Source organism: Leclercia sp. UBA1284, from assembly GCF_002308415.1.
In the GTDB taxonomy this organism is placed as follows: domain Bacteria; phylum Pseudomonadota; class Gammaproteobacteria; order Enterobacterales; family Enterobacteriaceae; genus Enterobacter; species Enterobacter pneumoniae.
Genome location: NZ_DBUS01000006.1, coordinates 753,472 through 770,256, shown reverse-complemented (window position 1 = coordinate 770,256; position 16,785 = coordinate 753,472). Strand labels below are relative to the sequence as shown.

At 58.4% G+C, this 16,785-nt stretch carries 15 protein-coding genes; 10 read left to right on the top strand and 5 right to left on the bottom strand.

Going from position 1 to position 16,785, the window contains the following annotated elements:
* Positions 1-18: 18 nt before the first annotated feature.
* From B3511_RS06820 to B3511_RS06805, 4 genes are read right to left on the bottom strand one after another with little or no spacing between them, the layout of a single operon-like run.
* Positions 19-1,221: a glycoside hydrolase family 53 protein gene (locus B3511_RS06820; RefSeq protein WP_286777826.1), complete on the bottom strand. Its 1,203-nt coding sequence runs from the start codon at positions 1,219-1,221 to the stop codon at positions 19-21.
* 4 nt (positions 1,222-1,225) lie between these two features.
* Positions 1,226-2,077 (bottom strand): sugar ABC transporter permease, encoded by an 852-nt coding sequence (locus B3511_RS06815; RefSeq protein WP_207293435.1) that lies wholly within the window; start codon positions 2,075-2,077, stop codon positions 1,226-1,228.
* Between the two features lie 11 nt (positions 2,078-2,088).
* On the bottom strand, positions 2,089-3,393 hold the full coding sequence (locus B3511_RS06810; RefSeq protein ID WP_046886651.1) for a carbohydrate ABC transporter permease: 1,305 nt from the start codon (positions 3,391-3,393) through the stop codon (positions 2,089-2,091).
* A 55-nt stretch (positions 3,394-3,448) separates the two neighbouring features.
* Positions 3,449-4,666, bottom strand: coding sequence for an extracellular solute-binding protein (locus B3511_RS06805; protein ID WP_040076252.1), 1,218 nt, complete (start codon positions 4,664-4,666; stop codon positions 3,449-3,451).
* Positions 4,667-4,995: 329 nt separating this feature from the next.
* Here B3511_RS06805 and B3511_RS06800 point away from each other — a divergent pair, with 329 nt between their 5' ends.
* Complete coding sequence (locus B3511_RS06800; protein WP_207293432.1) at positions 4,996-6,111, top strand: ABC transporter ATP-binding protein; 1,116 nt, start codon at positions 4,996-4,998, stop codon at positions 6,109-6,111.
* Positions 6,112-6,134: 23 nt separating this feature from the next.
* Here the strand turns inward: B3511_RS06800 and B3511_RS06795 are convergent, their stop codons facing one another.
* Positions 6,135-6,596, bottom strand: coding sequence for a MarR family winged helix-turn-helix transcriptional regulator (locus tag B3511_RS06795; RefSeq protein ID WP_207293431.1), 462 nt, complete (start codon positions 6,594-6,596; stop codon positions 6,135-6,137).
* Between the two features lie 91 nt (positions 6,597-6,687).
* Between B3511_RS06795 and B3511_RS06790 the strand changes: the two genes are divergently transcribed.
* The 9 genes from B3511_RS06790 (at position 6,688) to paoC (ending at position 16,783) form a co-directional block, all read left to right on the top strand.
* Complete coding sequence (locus B3511_RS06790) at positions 6,688-7,257, top strand: UbiX family flavin prenyltransferase (RefSeq protein ID WP_046886654.1); 570 nt, start codon at positions 6,688-6,690, stop codon at positions 7,255-7,257.
* 10 nt (positions 7,258-7,267) lie between these two features.
* Positions 7,268-8,725 carry a UbiD family decarboxylase gene (locus B3511_RS06785; RefSeq protein WP_286777825.1) on the top strand — a complete coding sequence of 486 codons (1,458 nt, stop codon included), beginning with the start codon at positions 7,268-7,270 and terminating at the stop codon, positions 8,723-8,725.
* 129 nt (positions 8,726-8,854) lie between these two features.
* Positions 8,855-9,868, top strand: a complete 1,014-nt coding sequence (locus B3511_RS06780) for an alpha/beta fold hydrolase (RefSeq protein ID WP_207293428.1) — start codon at positions 8,855-8,857, stop codon at positions 9,866-9,868.
* A gap of 145 nt (positions 9,869-10,013) precedes the next feature.
* A complete protein-coding gene (locus B3511_RS06775) occupies positions 10,014-11,036 on the top strand; it encodes an ABC transporter substrate-binding protein (protein ID WP_286777824.1) in 1,023 nt (340 codons plus the stop codon).
* Entirely contained in the window at positions 11,033-12,085 is a 1,053-nt protein-coding gene (locus B3511_RS06770; RefSeq protein ID WP_286777823.1) for a FecCD family ABC transporter permease, read from the top strand. The genes B3511_RS06775 and B3511_RS06770 overlap by 4 nt, the downstream gene beginning before the upstream one ends.
* Positions 12,082-12,840: an ABC transporter ATP-binding protein gene (locus B3511_RS06765; RefSeq protein ID WP_286777822.1), complete on the top strand. Its 759-nt coding sequence runs from the start codon at positions 12,082-12,084 to the stop codon at positions 12,838-12,840. Before B3511_RS06770 ends, B3511_RS06765 begins: the two co-directional genes overlap by 4 nt.
* A 123-nt stretch (positions 12,841-12,963) precedes the next feature.
* The gene (gene paoA / locus B3511_RS06760) at positions 12,964-13,635 is read left to right on the top strand and encodes an aldehyde dehydrogenase iron-sulfur subunit PaoA (protein ID WP_040076262.1); all 672 of its coding nucleotides are present in this window, start codon (positions 12,964-12,966) and stop codon (positions 13,633-13,635) included.
* Positions 13,632-14,588, top strand: coding sequence for an FAD binding domain-containing protein (locus B3511_RS06755; protein ID WP_286777820.1), 957 nt, complete (start codon positions 13,632-13,634; stop codon positions 14,586-14,588). Before paoA ends, B3511_RS06755 begins: the two co-directional genes overlap by 4 nt.
* Entirely contained in the window at positions 14,585-16,783 is a 2,199-nt protein-coding gene (gene paoC / locus B3511_RS06750; RefSeq protein WP_286777818.1) for an aldehyde oxidoreductase molybdenum-binding subunit PaoC, read from the top strand. The genes B3511_RS06755 and paoC overlap by 4 nt, the downstream gene beginning before the upstream one ends.
* Positions 16,784-16,785: the final 2 nt, after the last annotated feature.

The following is a 16,785-nucleotide window of genomic DNA, read 5'->3' as shown; positions in this document are numbered from 1 at the left end:
CCTGAAATCAGAGGGGGATTATTTAAATACTGTCATTGATGGCAACACTTTTCCCTGACAATCAAACAGGGCCTGATTCTCGCGGGCATTGCCCTCTTTCCACTCATCGCGGATATATTTCATGCCAGCTTTAGTGGCCCATGTGGTACCCGGAACGGCAATCCAGGTTGGCTCCCAATAAAAGATGCCTTTGCCACGCTGCGCCGGCACATCAATAACGGTCTGCATGAGGTCGTGTATATAGTCGTACTGGCCCTGGACGGTGCCAGGATAACCGCCATCTTTCTCTTCTTTGGCCTGGAAGCTATTTTCTGCGTTGTCACAGTTTTCCAGGGTATAGCCATAGGCGGCTTCCACTACGATCACATCTTTGTTGTAGCGTTGGCTGATGTCATCCATGTTAGCCTTCAGCGCGCTGAGGGGGCCGTTCCAGTAGGTGTACATTGACAGGCCGATAATATCGAACGGCACGTTACGCTTTGTGATTTCATCAAACCACCAGCGGAAGGTGTCATTTTTCGTACCTTCAGCCAGATGCAGCATAATTTTCACCTGCTCGCCTTCGGTGAGGTTCTCTTTCAGGCCGTCGATGGCCGCATTCAGCAGCCCGGCTAAGCGGTCAAACTCCCCGCCGTTTTGCCCCCAGCTTTTTCCCTCCGGCCAGAGGATCCCGCCGTTAATTTCGTTGCCAATCTGCACCATATCGGGCAACACACCCTCTTTCTTGAAGCGGGCAATAACGTCGTGGGTGTAATCGTGGATCGCCGTTTTAAGCTGCGGATAGTCCATTTTCTCCCAGGCTTTTGGTTTGTACTGTTTGCCCGGGTCGGTCCAGAAATCGCTGTAGTGGAAATCGAGCAGTAATTTGATCCCCTGGGCCTTTACGCGTTTCGCCAGCGCGAGCGTGTTCTCCAGGTTGTTGCTGCCGCCGCCATAGGTATTGCCCTGTCCGTCCTGCGGGTCAACCCACAGGCGCAGGCGTACGTAATTCACACCGTTCGCTTTCAGAATCGCGATGGCATCCTGCTTCTGGTTTTGCGCATTGTAAAACGTCGCCCCATGCTGCTCGGCCTCCAGCAAGGTGGAGATATCCGCGCCTTTGATAAAATCATCCGGCATGCCGTTAAACGGACGGGTTTTCAGCGCATCAGCAGCGAAGGTGCTGACGGCGAATCCGCACGAGAGGCAGAGCGCAAGCAGAGCGGGCTGGAATCTTTTCATGTGCTTATCCTTTGGTACTGCCGGAGGTGAGGCCGGAGACGAAGTATTTTTGTAACGCCAGATAGAGGATCGCCACCGGCACGGCAATCAGCACTGCCCCTGCCGCGTAGGTGGTGTAACTGGCACCCATTTTTTGTGCCACCAGGTTATAAAGCCCGATGGGTAAGGTGTATTTGTCCGGGGTACGCAAAATGGTGCTTGAAAGAATGAAATCCCCCAGCGGCCCGGTGAAGGAGAAGAGTGCCACCACCGCCAGAATCGGTTTTGACAGCGGCATAATGATCTCGATGAAGATACGGAAGTTACTGGCACCATCCATGCGGGCCGATTCGTCCAGATCCTTCGGGATCGCATCCAGATACCCTTTCATCAGATAGGTGTTCATCGGGATCATGCCGCCGACGTAAATCAACACCAGCGCCAGGTGGCTGTTGATCAACCCCAGCAACTGCGAGAGGACGAAAATGGCAATCAGCGCCGAGAACTGCGGGATCATCTGCAGCAGCAAAAACAGCATCAGCCCGTTTTGGCGCCCCTTAAAGCGAAAACGCGAGAAGGCATAGGCGGTAAAACTCACGCTGATTAGCGTCAGCACCATGGTCATAAAGCTGATTTTCATCGAGTTCCAGTACCAGGTCATATAGTTCACCTGGCCATTGAACAGGTCGGCATAGTGCTGGAATGAGAGATTTTCCGGGATGATCGACGAGCTGAGCAGGCTGTTGCCCGCGTTCAGCGAAGCCCCTACCGTCCACACCAGTGGATAGATAATGACGGTGGAGACCAGCAGGATCACCAGCCAGGAGAGCGAGAGGCGGAGCCACTTCTCACGTTTAATACTTTGTGATTGAGCCATTGTTCTCTCTCCTATGCCATGTCGTCATTTTTGAACGATTTGGTGGCACGGAACTGCCACAGCGCCAGCCCGACGACAAAGATCGACAGCAGGATGGTGATAGTTGCGGCAATCGCATACTGGGACGAAGACATGGTGAGCTTATAGATCCACGACACCAGGATATCCGTCCCGCCGGCATTCGACCCCACTACCGCCGGCCCGCCGTTGTTGAACAGGTAGATAATGTTGAAGTTATTGAAGTTAAAGGTGTATTGCGTGATCAGGATCGGGGCAATGGCGTAGAGCACCAGCGGCAACGTAATGGTGCGCAGCCGGGTAAAGCTGCTGGCGCCATCCATGGTGGCGGCTTCGTAGAGATCGTCCGGGATCGCCTGCAGCACGCCGGTGGTCATGGCGAAAACAAACGGGAAGCCGAGCCAGGTCTGCATCATGATCAGCGCGGTTTTGGTCCAGAACGGATCGGTCATCCACGCCTTGGGTGCAATACCAAAGAAGGCCAGAATGGCATTGTTGATGACGCCAAAAGAGTCATTAAACATGCCGGCGAACACCAGAATAGTGACGAAACCCGGCACTGCCCACGGCAGAATAAAGATGGTGCGGATAAGCGGCTTGAAGCGCAGATCTTTCTGGTTCACCAGGATGGCTAACAGCACGCCGACGGAACACTGCAGCGTGGTCGCCAGCAGCGTCCAGACCACCGTCCACTGCAGCACGTCCAGGAAGGTGGAACGCCAGATGGAGAGGGTGAAAATGTTGATAAAGTTCTTGAAACCAACCCAGTCCACCAGCTTCGCCGGCGGCGTGTGATAGAGGTTGTAGTTGGTGAAGGCGATGGCAAACCCGAACAGAATCGGAAAGACCACCACAAACACCAGCAGAATAAAGCCGGGCGAGATCATCAGATAGGGGAAGCCTTCGCTCAGCAGCATCTGGTACTGCTTGCGCACGCTGTTAAGCTGTTGTCCCTCGTCACGTTTACGACCGTTGGCCCACGCGTCCCGCAGCGAAAGCGCATAGAGTCCCACGCCGAAGGCGATGATCAGCACGCTGATAATCCCTTCTGCCAGCAGGAAGATAGAGTTGTCGCGCGGTACCTCTTCGCCTAACGTCACCAGCCCCCAAAGCCCTTCGCCCAGGAAGTCTGCAAACACGCCGACAAAGCTTACCAGCAGCACGAGAAAGATAACGCCCTTGAGCCACTGACGATGATAAAACTGGCCGAAACCCGGGATGAGCGCCAACAGCAGGCCGCACCAGGCATGACGCCCGGCTGGCCGCGCGCTGGCATAATTTTCTGGGATGATACTCACTGACCACTCCTTTCAAAAAACGGGCGCGGGGCGCCCGTTTTGTTACCTCTGACAATTACTGATTGCTGGCCTGCATGGCTTCGATCTGCATCTGAACCTGTTTTTCTGCGCCATCCAGCGCCGCTTTCGGATCCTGCTTACCGGTGAGGCTCAGCTCCAGCGCGGCGTTTGCCGGGCCCCACACTTCGCCCATCTCCGGAATGCCCGGCATGGCAGATGCACGCGCGGCCTGCACCGCCACCGCGCTGGCTTTCTCGTCATTCTTGATAAGCGGATCGTCAATCATTGCCGTCAGCGGTGGGATCTCACGGGTGGCCACGTAGCGGGTTTTTACGTACTGCGGCTGATTAATAAACTCGATGAATTTCTGCGCCAGCGCTTTGTCTTTACTCCAGGTCGAGACCACATAGCCCTTCACACCCAGGAATGAGCTCATCGGCTTACCATCCGGCAGGGTCGGCAGTGGCGCCACGCCGTAGTTGATGCCCGCGGCTTCATACGGCTGGAAAGCCCAGGGGCCGTTGATCACCGCCGCCGCTTTTTTCTCGGTAAACAGGGAGTCGATGGCGTTCAGGCCGTTGTCGCCGATAATCCCCGCCGGGAAGACATTGTCGGCATAGAATTTTTTCAGGAAGGTAACCGCTTCGACCGCGCCCGGTTTGTTCAGCCCAACGTCCTGCGGGTTATAGCCGCCTTTGTCGTTTTTACCGAAGATGTAGCCGCCCATCGGCTCAATCGCGCCCCAGCTGTAGTAAATCTGGTCAAATTTCGCCAGCAGGCCGTACTGATCCTTCGCCCGCTGTTGCTTAGAAAAGTCGTACCACGCCTGCAGGCTATCCAGCGGTTTGTCGATGAGGTCTTTGTTGTAGATTAAGACCAGCGTTTCGACCGCTTTAGGCACGCCATAGAGGACGTTATCCATTTTGAAAGCGTTGATTGACGCCGGTGTGTACTGCTCAGTCGCGCCAGCCGCCATATTCAGAGGGGTTAACAACCCTTGCACCACGGCCCCGCCCAGTTGATCATTAGGGATGACCAGGACATCCGGGCCGATACCTGCCGGGCCATCCAGACGCAGTTTTTCCAGCTGCTGTGCGTAGGGCATCTCCTGCACGTTGACCTTAACGTCGTACTGCTTTTCAAAGTCGCTCACCGCATCTTTGATGCCTGAAGATTTCTTGATGTCTTCCCAGACGTTAAGTTGCTGCGCGGCATGAACCTGAACGGTGGCGATAGCAGAGAGGATAAGAGCAGCGAGAATGTTCTTTTTCATTATCAACCTCATGTGAAGGTATAACAATTTTAGGGTTGTTATGGTGCCAGACGATCTATCCTTGCGCCTGCAAAACCTGCTATAGCTGGCCTGCTAAGAATGATGCCTGACCTCTTTGGTTTGTTATACGCTACCCTTCACATCATGATAACTCTACAAAAAACTGTAAGTTGTGTGATCCTCATAACATTAATGAAATATCTGTATAGGGCATGCAAATAGAGGAAGTTATAGTCGTGACAGATAATTTGCGCCGCCGGACAACGTCTTTGTGAATTGTTATACGTAATACACAAAAGACAGAAACGACGGCTTACCGGGGAACATTAATGTCGAATATACAATTGAGGAGTGTCACCAAACGTTTTGGCGACACCGTTACGCTGCACAATGTGAATCTGGATATTCAGGACGGTGAGTTTGCCGTTTTCGTCGGCCCTTCTGGCTGCGGTAAATCGACCCTGCTGCGAATGATTGCCGGTCTGGAAGAGGTGAGCGAAGGTGAAGTGCTGATTGGCAACGAGGTGATGAATGACGTGGCGCCGTCTCATCGCGGCGTGGCGATGGTATTCCAGTCCTATGCGCTCTATCCGCATATGACGGTGGCCGAGAATATGGGCTACGGGCTAAAAGTGAATAAGGTGCCTAAAGATCAGATTCGCCATCAGGTTGAGATGGTGGCCAAAACGCTACAGCTCTCGCATCTTCTGGACCGTAAACCAAAGCAGCTCTCCGGCGGCCAGCGTCAGCGTGTGGCCATAGGCCGCGCGATTGTGCGTAACCCACGCGTTTTTATGTTCGATGAACCCCTCTCCAACCTGGATGCGGAACTGCGGGTGGAGATGCGTTTGCATCTGGCACGCCTGCATCAGGAGTTGAAAACCACCATGGTCTATGTCACCCACGATCAGATAGAGGCGATGACGCTGGCCGACAAAATTGTGGTGATGAATTACGGCAAAGTGGAGCAGATGGGCGCCCCGATGGATCTCTATTACAAACCGGTGAACAAGTTTGTCGCCGGGTTTATTGGCTCACCCAAAATGAACTTCCTGCCCGCCACCGTCACCGCCTGGCAACCCGGGGAGCTGACCGTGAGCCTGTCGCAGCAACATTCTCTGACCCTGGCGATCCAGACCTCCCCGCTCACCCCCGGTAGTCAGGTGACGCTGGGCATTCGTCCGGAACATTTAACCACCGATACCCGCCTGGGGACGCGCATCACCTTTAACTGCGAAGTGGTGGAGCGACTGGGTAACAATACCTATCTGTTCGGTCAGTGTTATGGTCACGACAACGTGAAGATCCTCCTGCCGGGCGACGTGAAATTTGCCCCGTGGCAGAAGATTGAACTCGCTTTTGACGATCGCCACTGCATGATCTTTGATGCCGACGACGTGCGCGTCAGTGCGGATATCGAAGAGAACGCCCGCGCGGTCGCCTGACCTTGATCCTGTGGGACGCCCTTTCAGGGCGCCTGCAGGCCACCAATCTTGCTTAGAAGTCGCTTCAGATCGGCAATATCCTGCGCACTCATTCCTTCAGTAATCACGTTTTCAGCCTGTTTTGCCTGCGTAATCATCTTCGCCAGCATTGCCTCGCCTTCCGCACTCATCGAGACCAGCTTGCGCCTGCGGTTGTCGGGATCGGTCTGCACCGACAGTAATCCACTCTTACTCATACGATCAATCACATAGGTGCCGGTGGCTTTATCAAAGCCCGCCCGGCTGCCCAGCGTTTGCTGATCGCAAGAGGTCTCCTCGGCCAGCACCACCAGAATGGCGTACTGGACGGCAGATAATCCCGTGTCCACGCACTGACTCCAGCAGAGCGTGGCGTGCTGCCCCGCCCGGCGCATCAGGTGCATAAGTGAGCTATCACCGTGCGGCCACAGCGGCGCGGCATGAATTAAGTCGCGATGATTTGACATTGGCTGTCTTGACTCCCTGAATCGATAACCATATAGTTCGAACACAAACAGTTTAAGTTCAAACTATATCATAAAGGTTCTTATAAACCCCATGAAAATTGTTGTTGGCATGACGGGCGCAACCGGCGCCGCCATTGGTGTGCGCGTGCTAGTCGCGCTCAAAGAGCTGGGCGTCGAGACGCATCTGGTCATCTCGAAATGGGCACGCGCAACCCTCCAACTGGAAACGCCCTACAGTGTACAGGAGGTTCTGGCCCTCGCCTCAAAGAGTTACAGCGAACATGACCAGGCGGCGGCCATCTCCAGCGGTTCGTTTCGGGTGGATGGGATGATCGTCGTGCCCTGTAGCATGAAAACCCTCGCCGCCATTCGCTGTGGCTACGGTGATGGTTTAATTGCCCGCGCCGCCGACGTCACCTTAAAAGAGCAGCGCAAGCTGGTGCTGGTGCCGCGTGAGTCGCCGCTCAACGCTATCCATCTGGAGAACATGCTCGCCCTGACCCGTGCGGGCGCAATGATGTTGCCGCCCATGCCCGCTTTTTACAACCACCCGCAAAGCACCGACGACATCATTAACCACTGCGCGTCGCGCATCCTCGATCAGTTCGGGCTGGATAACGCATTAACGCAACGTTGGGGCGAACCGCGTCCCAGGACTTAAGGAAAGTCAGATGAAGTATTACGATGATTTAAGAAGCTTTATTGATGCCCTGGATGAGATGGGCGATATCATGCACGTCCGCCGGGAAGTTGACGGTGATTTTGAGCCGAGCGCCATCACGCGTCGCAGCTATGAACGTCAGTCCCCTGCCCCGCTATTTCATAAGGTTGCCGGCGTAGCGCCCGGTTTTCGTCTGTTTGGCGCCCCGGCCAGCCTCTCCTCCCGCAGCGACATGCCCTATGCCCGTGTGGCGATGTCCCTGGGGCTGGCACCCGAGTCCACTGGCCCGCAAATTATCGAAGCGTTATCCGCCGCGCGAAGTCAGCCCGGCATACCGCCGGTACGCGTGGGATCTGCCGATGCCCTTTGCCATCAGAACATTTTGCGCGGCGACGACGCCAGCCTCGATCGTTTCCCTATCCCGTTTGCCCATGATAAAGACGGTGGCCGTTATGCCAACACCTGGGGCACGCTGATTGTCAAAACCCCAGACGGTAAATGGGTGAACTGGTCTATCGCCCGCGTAATGAAGGTGGACGGCAAACGTATGGTGGGGCTGATCGTGCCAAGCCAGCATATTGGCCAGATCTGGGGCGAATGGGTGAAATTGGGTCAGCCAATGCCCTATGCGCTGGTACAGGGTCCTGCGCCAGCGATTTCGTGCGTGTCCGGTATTCCCATTCCGGCACATGCGGATGAGGCTGACTACATCGGTACGCTGGCGGGAGCGCCAGTGCCGGTGGTAAGGGCAATCGGCATCGATCTGGACGTTCCCGCCACGGCCGAAATTGTTATCGAGGGGCATGTCTCCATCGAGCGGGATTGCCAGGAGGGGCCATATGGGGAGTACGGCGGCTATCTGGGAGAAGGCTCGTCCGCGCAGCCTACCTTCCACGTAGAGACCATTACCCACCGGGACGATCCTATCTGGCCCATGTCGATAACGGGGCGTCCTACCGACGAATCACATACCCTCTGGGCGATGGGCCTGGCCTCCGATGCGCTGACCTCGCTGCGCGAGGCAAACCTGCCGATTACAACCGCCTGGATCCCGGAGGATTCTACCGTGCACTGGCTACTGGTGGTGGTGCCGCAAAACTGGCGCGAACGGCTGCCGGGCGTCAGTAGCGAAGCGTTAAGCCGCCGCATTGGCGAGGTGCTATTCAAAACCGATGCGATGGTCTTTATCCCGAAAGTGTACGTGGTGGATGACGATTTCGATCCTACCAACCTGCGAGAAGTGGTATGGGTGCTGTCGACCCGCGTGCACCCGGTGGGCCGCCGCGTGGTCTTTGATGACCAGCGAGTGATACGCCTGCCTCAATGCTATGACGAAGCGGAGTACATCGCAGGCAAAGGGGCGAAAGTGGTCTTTGATACCCTGCAGGAGAAACGCCATCTGCATGCCTCCTTTGACCAGGGTTACCCTGAAGCAGTACGCCAGCGCGTACTGGATAACTGGGAATAACCTTCCAGCGGGCTGCGGAAATTACCGCAGCCCCGGCCATCTTTACCCCGCTTTACACCCCCGTTCCGTCTGGTGCTCTACAGTGTGTCATTGTTGTTCACTTTCACTCTTTGCTATGGGAGAGCCTGCATGACCGCACGACGATTATCCTGCCTTGCGCTTTTCGTTGCCCTTTCCACTCCGGCACTGGCGGCCGATGCCCCGGCTTACGGGGAGAAACTGGAAGGCTTTGACTACGCGTGGCCGGTTCAGCACTTTACGTTTACCTCGCAGAAACAGCGTCTGGATATGGCTTATCTGGATGTCAAACCCGAGAACGCGAATGGCCGCACCGTGGTGCTAATGCACGGTAAAAACTTCTGCGCCGGTACCTGGGAGGCCACTATCAAAGCCCTGAGCGCCAGCGGCTATCGGGTCATCGCCCCGGATCAGATCGGTTTTTGCAAATCCACCAAGCCGGAACAGTATCAGTATACGTTTCAGCAGCTGGCAGATAATACCCACGCGCTTCTGAAGCAGTTGGGTGTTGATAAGGTGACGGTTATCGGCCACTCCACCGGCGGCATGCTCGCCACCCGCTACGCGCTGATGTGGCCGCAGCAGGTCGAGCAGCTGGTGATGGTGAACCCTATAGGGCTGGAAGACTGGAAAGCGCGCGGCGTACCGCATATCACCGTTGATGAGTGGAACCAGCGTGAGCTGAAAACCAGCGCCGAGGGCATTCGTCAGTACGAGAAGAATACCTATTACGCCGGGGAGTGGAAGCCGGAGTACGAGCGCTGGGTTACGATGCTGGCCGGGTTGAATAACGGCCCCGGTAAAGCGCGCGTGGCGTGGAACTCCGCCCTGCTCTACGACATGATCTACACCCAACCGGTGATGTATGAGTTCAGTGAACTGAAGATGCCGGTGCTGTTGATGATCGGCACCAAAGACAATACCGCCATCGGCAAGGATCTCGCCCCGCCTGAAATTCGCCAGCAGTTGGGGAACTACGCGGTGCTCGGGAAAGAGACGGCGAAGCGGATCCCCCATGCCACTCTGATAGAGTTTGACGATATGGGCCATGCACCGCAGATGCAGGACCCGGTGCGCTTCCATCAGGCGTTGCTCGACGGCCTGCAAAAGCGCGCCACGCAATAACCTTCACGGGCGCAGCGTCCGACTGCGCCCGTTGCATCTTCATACTTCCCTCCTTCCGTCGATTGACGCTTTGCGCTGTTCAGGGGTTGAACCCCGCCTAACTATATGTATTATGTTATAACATAACATTTTTGAGGTCTGGCACGTGTCCGTTAAACATTTACTTTCCCTGGCTGCATCTACATGGCTCCTGTTCACCGCCCAGGCTTTTGCGGCTGGCCCCTTCCCGCTGACGCTGGAGAATTGCGGCGTCAAACACACGTTTACTCACCCACCAGAACGCGTTGTGACCGTGGGGCAACATGAAACCGAGCTGCTACTGGCGCTGGGTCTGGAGAAGAAAATTGCCGCTACCTCGGTATGGTTTGGCCCCTTACCGGATACGCTTGCCCCCCAGGGCAAAGGGCTGAAAAAGCTGGCCGATAACGCCCCCTCCTTTGAGGCGGTGGTCGCGCAAAAACCCGAGCTGGTATTGGCCCAGTATCACTGGCATATCGGACCCCAGGGCGAAGTGGCCACCCGCGACCAGTTCGCCGCGCTCGGGATCAACACCTGGATCTCTCCTGCGGATTGCATTGGCAAGCGCGTCACCGACAGCTCGAACGGGGATGGCGCGCGCAGCACCCCCTTCTCCATTGCGGAAATTGAACGCGAAATCCGCGAGCTGGCTACGCTATTCGCCGTCCCCCAGCAGGGGGACAGCCTGATCAAGGCGTTGACGCAACGCATCGAAAAGGCGCAAAAGCAGGCCGCCAGCCAGCGGAAAACACCGCTGAAGGTGTTGTTCTGGTTCTCCAGTAGCCGCCTGAACGGCGATCCCTGGGTTGCGGGCAATTTTGGCGCGCCGGGCTGGATCGGCCAGACCCTGGGGCTGAACAATGTTATTGACTCGCACGACGAGTGGCCTGCCGTCACCTGGGAGCGTATTGCCCAGGCGCAGCCGGATATTATCGTGATTGCTGAGATGGCGCGGCGGCTCTATCCCGCCGATGACGTCGCGGTGAAAAAGGCCTTTTTACGCAGCGATCCGGTTACCCAGCATATCCCTGCGGTCAAAAATAACCACATCATCGTGGTGCCGGCCATGTCGTTAAATCCGTCTCTGCGCAACGTGGATGCGGTCGAGCTGATCGGTCAACAGCTGGCCGCCTTCCAGGCGCAGCCATGAGCACTCTGGCCATGCGTCTGCACGTCTCGCCTCCGCGCTGGCGATACCGCACGCTGTTGGCGGCAGGCGTGCTGGCGCTACCCTTGATGCTGGTGCTCGCCGCCACTCAGGGGGAGATGGCGGTCTCCTTTATCACGGCAGGCCAGGCCATTCTTAATGGGTTAGGGTTGACCGCCTTAGACCTTCCCCAGGTGGAGGCGGGTATTGTCTGGGAGTATCGCATGAGCCGGGCGCTGATGGCGGCCTGCAGCGGCGGCGGGCTGGCCCTGTGCGGGCTGGTCTTGCAGTCGATTCTACGCAACCCGCTGGCGGAGCCCTATCTGCTAGGCATCTCCGCCGGGGCATCGCTGGGGGCAGTATGCGTGATGTTGCTGGGCATCGGCGGTACCACGCTGGGCATCAGCAGCGGTGCCTTTCTCGGCGCCTGCGGCGCTTTTGGGCTGATCATGGTCATTACGCGCGGCATGACCGACAGTCCGCCGCGCATTTTGCTGGCGGGCATTGCCGGTACCCAGCTGTTTAACGCGCTGACCGCGTATGTGGTAAGCACCTCGGCCAACGCCGAGCAGTCACGCAGCGTCATGTTCTGGCTGCTGGGGAGCCTGAGCGGGGTGCGCTGGCCCGATGCTTTACTGGCGCTGGCGGTTACGCTGGCGGGATTGCTCATAATCGTGGCTTTCTCCCGGGCGCTGGATACCTTTACCTTCGGCGATGAAGTCTCTACCACCCTTGGGGTTCCGGTCACCTGGGTACGCGTGGTGTTATTGCTAACCTGCGCGCTGATCACCGCCGTGATGGTCAGCACCATCGGCGCCGTGGGCTTTGTCGGTCTCGTGATCCCGCATATCTCGCGCATGGTGAGCGGCCCGGGCCATCAGCGATCCATTCCTTTAACCTTTCTTATCGGCAGCCATTTTATGATCCTCGCAGATATGGTTTCCCGGACGTTGATCGCCCACCAGGTGCTGCCGATCGGCGTGGTCACCGCGCTGGTGGGGGCCCCCGCGTTTGTCCTGATACTGTGGCGCAGCCGGGAGAGAAAAAGATGAATATCTCAGCGAAGGGACTGCAGGTGCAGTTGCAATCAAAAACCGTACTCCATGGTATCGATCTGGAGGTGAGCGCCGGGCAGCGGGTTGGCCTGCTGGGGCCAAACGGTTCGGGGAAGTCGACCCTGCTCCGCTGTCTGGCCGGGCTGCTGCCCGCCGGTGCGCAGCAGGTACGCCTGAATGGGATTGCCCTTGATGCCCTCCCCCTCAGGCAGCGTGCCCGTCAGATGGCGTTTGTTACGCAGCATGCCGAGGTGGATGGGGATCTCAGCGTCGGGCAGATTGTCGCCCTGGGACGTACCCCACATCGCCGGCTGTTACAGGGCTGGCACGCCGAAGATGAGCAGGCTGTGGCAGAGGCGCTGCGCCTGATGCAGCTCACCTTGCTGCGCGATCGCCAGTGGCGTCACCTGTCCGGTGGCGAGCGCCAGCGCTGCCAAATCGCCCGCGCCCTGGCTCAGCAACCGCAGGTACTGCTGCTGGATGAGCCGACAAACCATCTCGACATTCAGCATCAGCTGGAGCTAATGCGCCTGATTGCCAGCCTGCCGCTGACGGTGGTCGTCGCGCTGCATGACCTCAACCTGGCGGCCCGATTCTGCCAGCGGCTGGTGCTGCTTAAAGGCGGGCGGATCGTGGCAAGCGGCGAGCCCGCAACGGTATTCACCCCGGAGCAAATTGAACAGACTTGGCGGGTAAAATCCCGCGTACGGCAAGAAGAGGGCGTCACCGTTATCCGCTATCTCATGGACTAGCCTGCCTGCGCCAGCCTCCCGACAAACGAATTAGGAATAATCCTGCCTACAGCAGGGACTATGCTTGAAGCTTAAAAAAACGTTTCAGGAATAACTTTTCTCATTTGATACCGGAGGCCTGGCATGAGCAACCATGGCAATACCCCTGACGAAGGCGAGCAGGATTTTAGCCTGACGCGTCGTACCCTGTTAAAAGTCAGCGCGGGCACCGCCGCCACCGCCGCCGTTGCGCCGGGTATGGCGTTTGGTGACGAGCGCCCTGCGGCCACGCCCCCCGCTGAACGTCTTCCCCTCTCTTTTACGGTTAACGGGGAACCGCGAACCCTGGAGGTCGATACCCGTACCACCTTACTGGATGCCCTGCGCGAGAATCTGCAGCTGACCGGCAGCAAAAAAGGGTGCGACCACGGACAATGTGGCGCCTGCACCGTGATGGTGGATGGCCGCCGTCTGAATGCCTGCCTGACGCTGGCGGTGATGCACCAGGATGCCGATATCACCACCATTGAAGGGCTGGGTACCCCTGAGGCGCTGCACCCCATGCAGGCCGCCTTTATTAAACACGACGGCTACCAGTGCGGTTACTGCACTCCGGGGCAGATCTGCTCTTCGGTCGCGGTATTGAAAGAGATCGAAGCCGGGATCCCGAGCCACGTGACTCTCGATCTGGTCTCGCCGCCGGAAATGACCCCTGACGAGCTGCGCGAGCGCATGAGTGGCAATATCTGCCGCTGCGGCGCCTATTCCAACATTCTTGCCGCCATCGAAGAGGCCGCCGGGGAGCTGAAATCATGAGAGCCTTTACCTATGAGCGCGTAAAGACCCCGGCCGAGGCCGCACAGAGCGCCCAACGCCACGAGGGGGCAAAATTCATTGCCGGCGGGACCAATCTGCTGGATTTGATGAAGCTGGAGATCGAAACCCCCGTCCACCTGATCGACATTAACCACCTCGGACTGGATAGCATTGAAGCCACCGACGACGGCGGTCTGCGTATCGGGGCGCTGGTGCATAATACCGATCTGGCCGCCGATGCCCGAGTGCGCAAAGATTACGCGGTCTTGTCGCGGGCGTTGCTTGCCGGGGCCTCCGGCCAGCTACGTAATCAGGCCACCACCGCCGGTAATCTGCTGCAGCGAACCCGCTGCCCCTATTTTTATGATACCAACCAACCCTGTAATAAGCGCCTGCCCGGCAGCGGCTGCGCGGCGCGCGAGGGCTATAGCCGCCAGCTGGCGGTGGTGGGCGCAAGTGACGCCTGCATCGCCACGCATCCCAGCGATATGGCGGTCGCCATGCGCGTACTGGACGCCAAAGTCGAAACGGTCGATCCGGACGGCAAGACACGGACCTTTCCCGTCGATGAACTGTGGCGTGCCCCGGGCACCACGCCACATCTGGAAACCGTCCTGACGCCGGGAGAGATGATCGTTGCCGTCACGCTGCCTCCGCCACCAGGGGGGACCCATATTTACCGCAAAGTGCGCGATCGCGCCTCCTATGCCTTTGCGCTGGTGTCGGTGGCGGCCATCGTTCAGCCTGACGGCACGGGCCGCGTGGCCCTGGGCGGCGTAGCCCATAAGCCGTGGCGGCTGGATGAAGCAGATGCCCGCCTTCCGGACGGGGCGCAGGCGGTGTATGACAGGCTGTTTGCGGATGCCCATCCCACGCCTGAAAACGCCTTTAAACTCACCCTGGCGAAGCGCACGCTCGCCTCTGTGTTGTCTGAAGCGAGGGCTCACGCATGAAATTCGACAAACCCGCCACCACTAACCCTATCGACACGCTTCGGGTTGTCGGCCAACCCCATACGCGTATCGACGGCCCCCGTAAAACCACGGGCAGCGCGCACTATGCGTACGAATGGCATGATATCGCCCCCAATGCTGCTTACGGACACGTCGTCGGCTCCCCCATTGCCAAAGGGCGCATTACCGCCATAGACACAAAGGCGGCGGAAGCGGCCCCCGGCGTGCTGGCAGTAATTACCGCCGATAACGCCGGACCGCTTGGCAAGGGAGAGAAAAATACGGCCACCCTGTTAGGCGGCCCTGAAATTGAGCACTACCATCAGGCGGTTGCGCTGGTGGTGGCAGAGACCTTCGAGCAGGCCCGTGCGGCCGCAGCGCTGGTCAAGGTGACCTGTAAACGAGCGCAGGGCGCCTACGATCTGGCGGCGAAAAAAGCCTCCGTCACCGAGCCGCCGGAAGATACCCCCGACAAAAACGTCGGGGACGTGGCCACCGCCTTTGCTTCGGCGGCGGTGAAGCTCGATGCGATCTACACCACTCCGGATCAGAGCCATATGGCGATGGAGCCCCATGCCTCTATGGCCGTCTGGGAGGGCGACAACGTTACGGTCTGGACCTCAAACCAGATGATTGACTGGTGCCGTACCGATCTGGCCCTGACCCTGAAGATCCCGCCGGAGAACGTGCGCATCGTTTCGCCGTATATTGGCGGCGGCTTCGGCGGCAAACTCTTTTTACGCAGCGATGCCCTGCTGGCGGCGCTGGGGGCGCGGGCGGTGAAGCGCCCGGTCAAGGTGATGCTGCCGAGGCCGACGATCCCCAATAACACGACCCATCGTCCGGCCACCCTCCAGCACATCCGTATCGGTACCGACACCGAAGGAAAGATTGTCGCCATCGCGCATGATAGCTGGTCGGGCAATCTTCCCGGCGGCACGCCGGAAACGGCAGTCCAGCAAACCGAGCTGCTTTACGCTGGCGCAAACCGCCATACTGGCCTGCGGCTGGCCACGCTTGATCTGCCTGAGGGCAATGCCATGCGCGCGCCGGGTGAGGCCCCCGGCCTGATGGCCCTTGAGATCGCTATCGACGAAATTGCCGACAAGGCGGGCGTGGATCCGGTTGCGTTTCGCATTCTGAATGACACCCAGGTCGACCCGGCTAACCCCGAGCGCCGCTTCTCTCGTCGCCAGCTTGTCGAATGCTTGCAGACGGGGGCGGAACGCTTTGGCTGGCAGAAACGGCACGCGCAGCCCGGCCAGGTGCGCGATGGGCGCTGGCTGGTAGGTATGGGAATGGCGGCAGGCTTTCGTAACAACCTGGTGGCAACATCCGGCGCGCGGGTCCATCTCAACGCTGATGGCAGCGTGACGGTTGAGACGGACATGACCGATATCGGTACCGGGAGCTATACCATCATTGCGCAGACCGCTGCCGAAATGCTGGGCCTGCCGCTGGAGAAGGTCGACGTGCGGCTGGGCGACTCACGCTTCCCGGTCTCTGCCGGATCGGGCGGCCAGTGGGGGGCGAATACCTCTACCGCAGGCGTGTATGCCGCCTGCGTGAAGCTGCGGGAAGCCATTGCCCGGCAGCTGGGTTTCGACCCGGCGACAGCCGAATTTGCCGACGAGACGATATCCGCCCAGGGGCACAGCGCGCCGCTGGCCGAGGCGGCAAAATCGGGCGTGCTGACCGCCGAGGACAGCATCGAGTTTGGCGATCTGGATAAGGAGTATCAGCAGTCCACCTTTGCCGGACACTTCGTCGAGGTGGGCGTGGACAGCGCTACCGGTGAAGTGCGGGTGCGCCGTATGCTGGCCGTTTGCGCCGCCGGGCGGATCCTCAATCCGATCACCGCGCGCAGCCAGGTGATCGGGGCGATGACCATGGGGCTGGGCGCGGCGCTGATGGAGGAGCTGGCGGTAGATACGCGGCTGGGTTACTTCGTCAACCATGATATGGCGGCCTACGAAGTGCCGGTTCACGCCGATATTCCGGAGCAGGAGGTCATTTTCCTTGAGGATACCGATCCCATCTCCTCTCCCATGAAGGCCAAAGGGGTCGGCGAACTTGGGCTGTGCGGGGTGAGCGCGGCGATTGCCAACGCTATCTATAACGCCACCGGCGTGCGGGTGCGTGATTACCCGATCACCCTCGATAAGCTTATCGATGCCCTGCCGGATGCGGTGTGAGG

Excerpts from the sequence above, each read along its gene's own strand:
- B3511_RS06820 (WP_286777826.1), bottom strand. The coding sequence starts at position 1,221 with ATGAAAAGATTCCAGCCCGCTCTGCTTGCGCTCTGCCTCTCGTGCGGA.
- B3511_RS06815 (WP_207293435.1), bottom strand. The coding sequence starts at position 2,077 with ATGGCTCAATCACAAAGTATTAAACGTGAGAAGTGGCTCCGCCTCTCG.
- B3511_RS06805 (WP_040076252.1), bottom strand. The coding sequence starts at position 4,666 with ATGAAAAAGAACATTCTCGCTGCTCTTATCCTCTCTGCTATCGCCACC.
- B3511_RS06800 (WP_207293432.1), top strand. The coding sequence starts at position 4,996 with ATGTCGAATATACAATTGAGGAGTGTCACCAAACGTTTTGGCGACACC.
- B3511_RS06795 (WP_207293431.1), bottom strand. The coding sequence starts at position 6,596 with ATGTCAAATCATCGCGACTTAATTCATGCCGCGCCGCTGTGGCCGCAC.
- B3511_RS06790 (WP_046886654.1), top strand. The coding sequence starts at position 6,688 with ATGAAAATTGTTGTTGGCATGACGGGCGCAACCGGCGCCGCCATTGGT.
- B3511_RS06785 (WP_286777825.1), top strand. The coding sequence starts at position 7,268 with ATGAAGTATTACGATGATTTAAGAAGCTTTATTGATGCCCTGGATGAG.
- B3511_RS06780 (WP_207293428.1), top strand. The coding sequence starts at position 8,855 with ATGACCGCACGACGATTATCCTGCCTTGCGCTTTTCGTTGCCCTTTCC.
- B3511_RS06770 (WP_286777823.1), top strand. The coding sequence starts at position 11,033 with ATGAGCACTCTGGCCATGCGTCTGCACGTCTCGCCTCCGCGCTGGCGA.
- B3511_RS06765 (WP_286777822.1), top strand. The coding sequence starts at position 12,082 with ATGAATATCTCAGCGAAGGGACTGCAGGTGCAGTTGCAATCAAAAACC.
- paoA (WP_040076262.1), top strand. The coding sequence starts at position 12,964 with ATGAGCAACCATGGCAATACCCCTGACGAAGGCGAGCAGGATTTTAGC.
- B3511_RS06755 (WP_286777820.1), top strand. The coding sequence starts at position 13,632 with ATGAGAGCCTTTACCTATGAGCGCGTAAAGACCCCGGCCGAGGCCGCA.
- paoC (WP_286777818.1), top strand. The coding sequence starts at position 14,585 with ATGAAATTCGACAAACCCGCCACCACTAACCCTATCGACACGCTTCGG.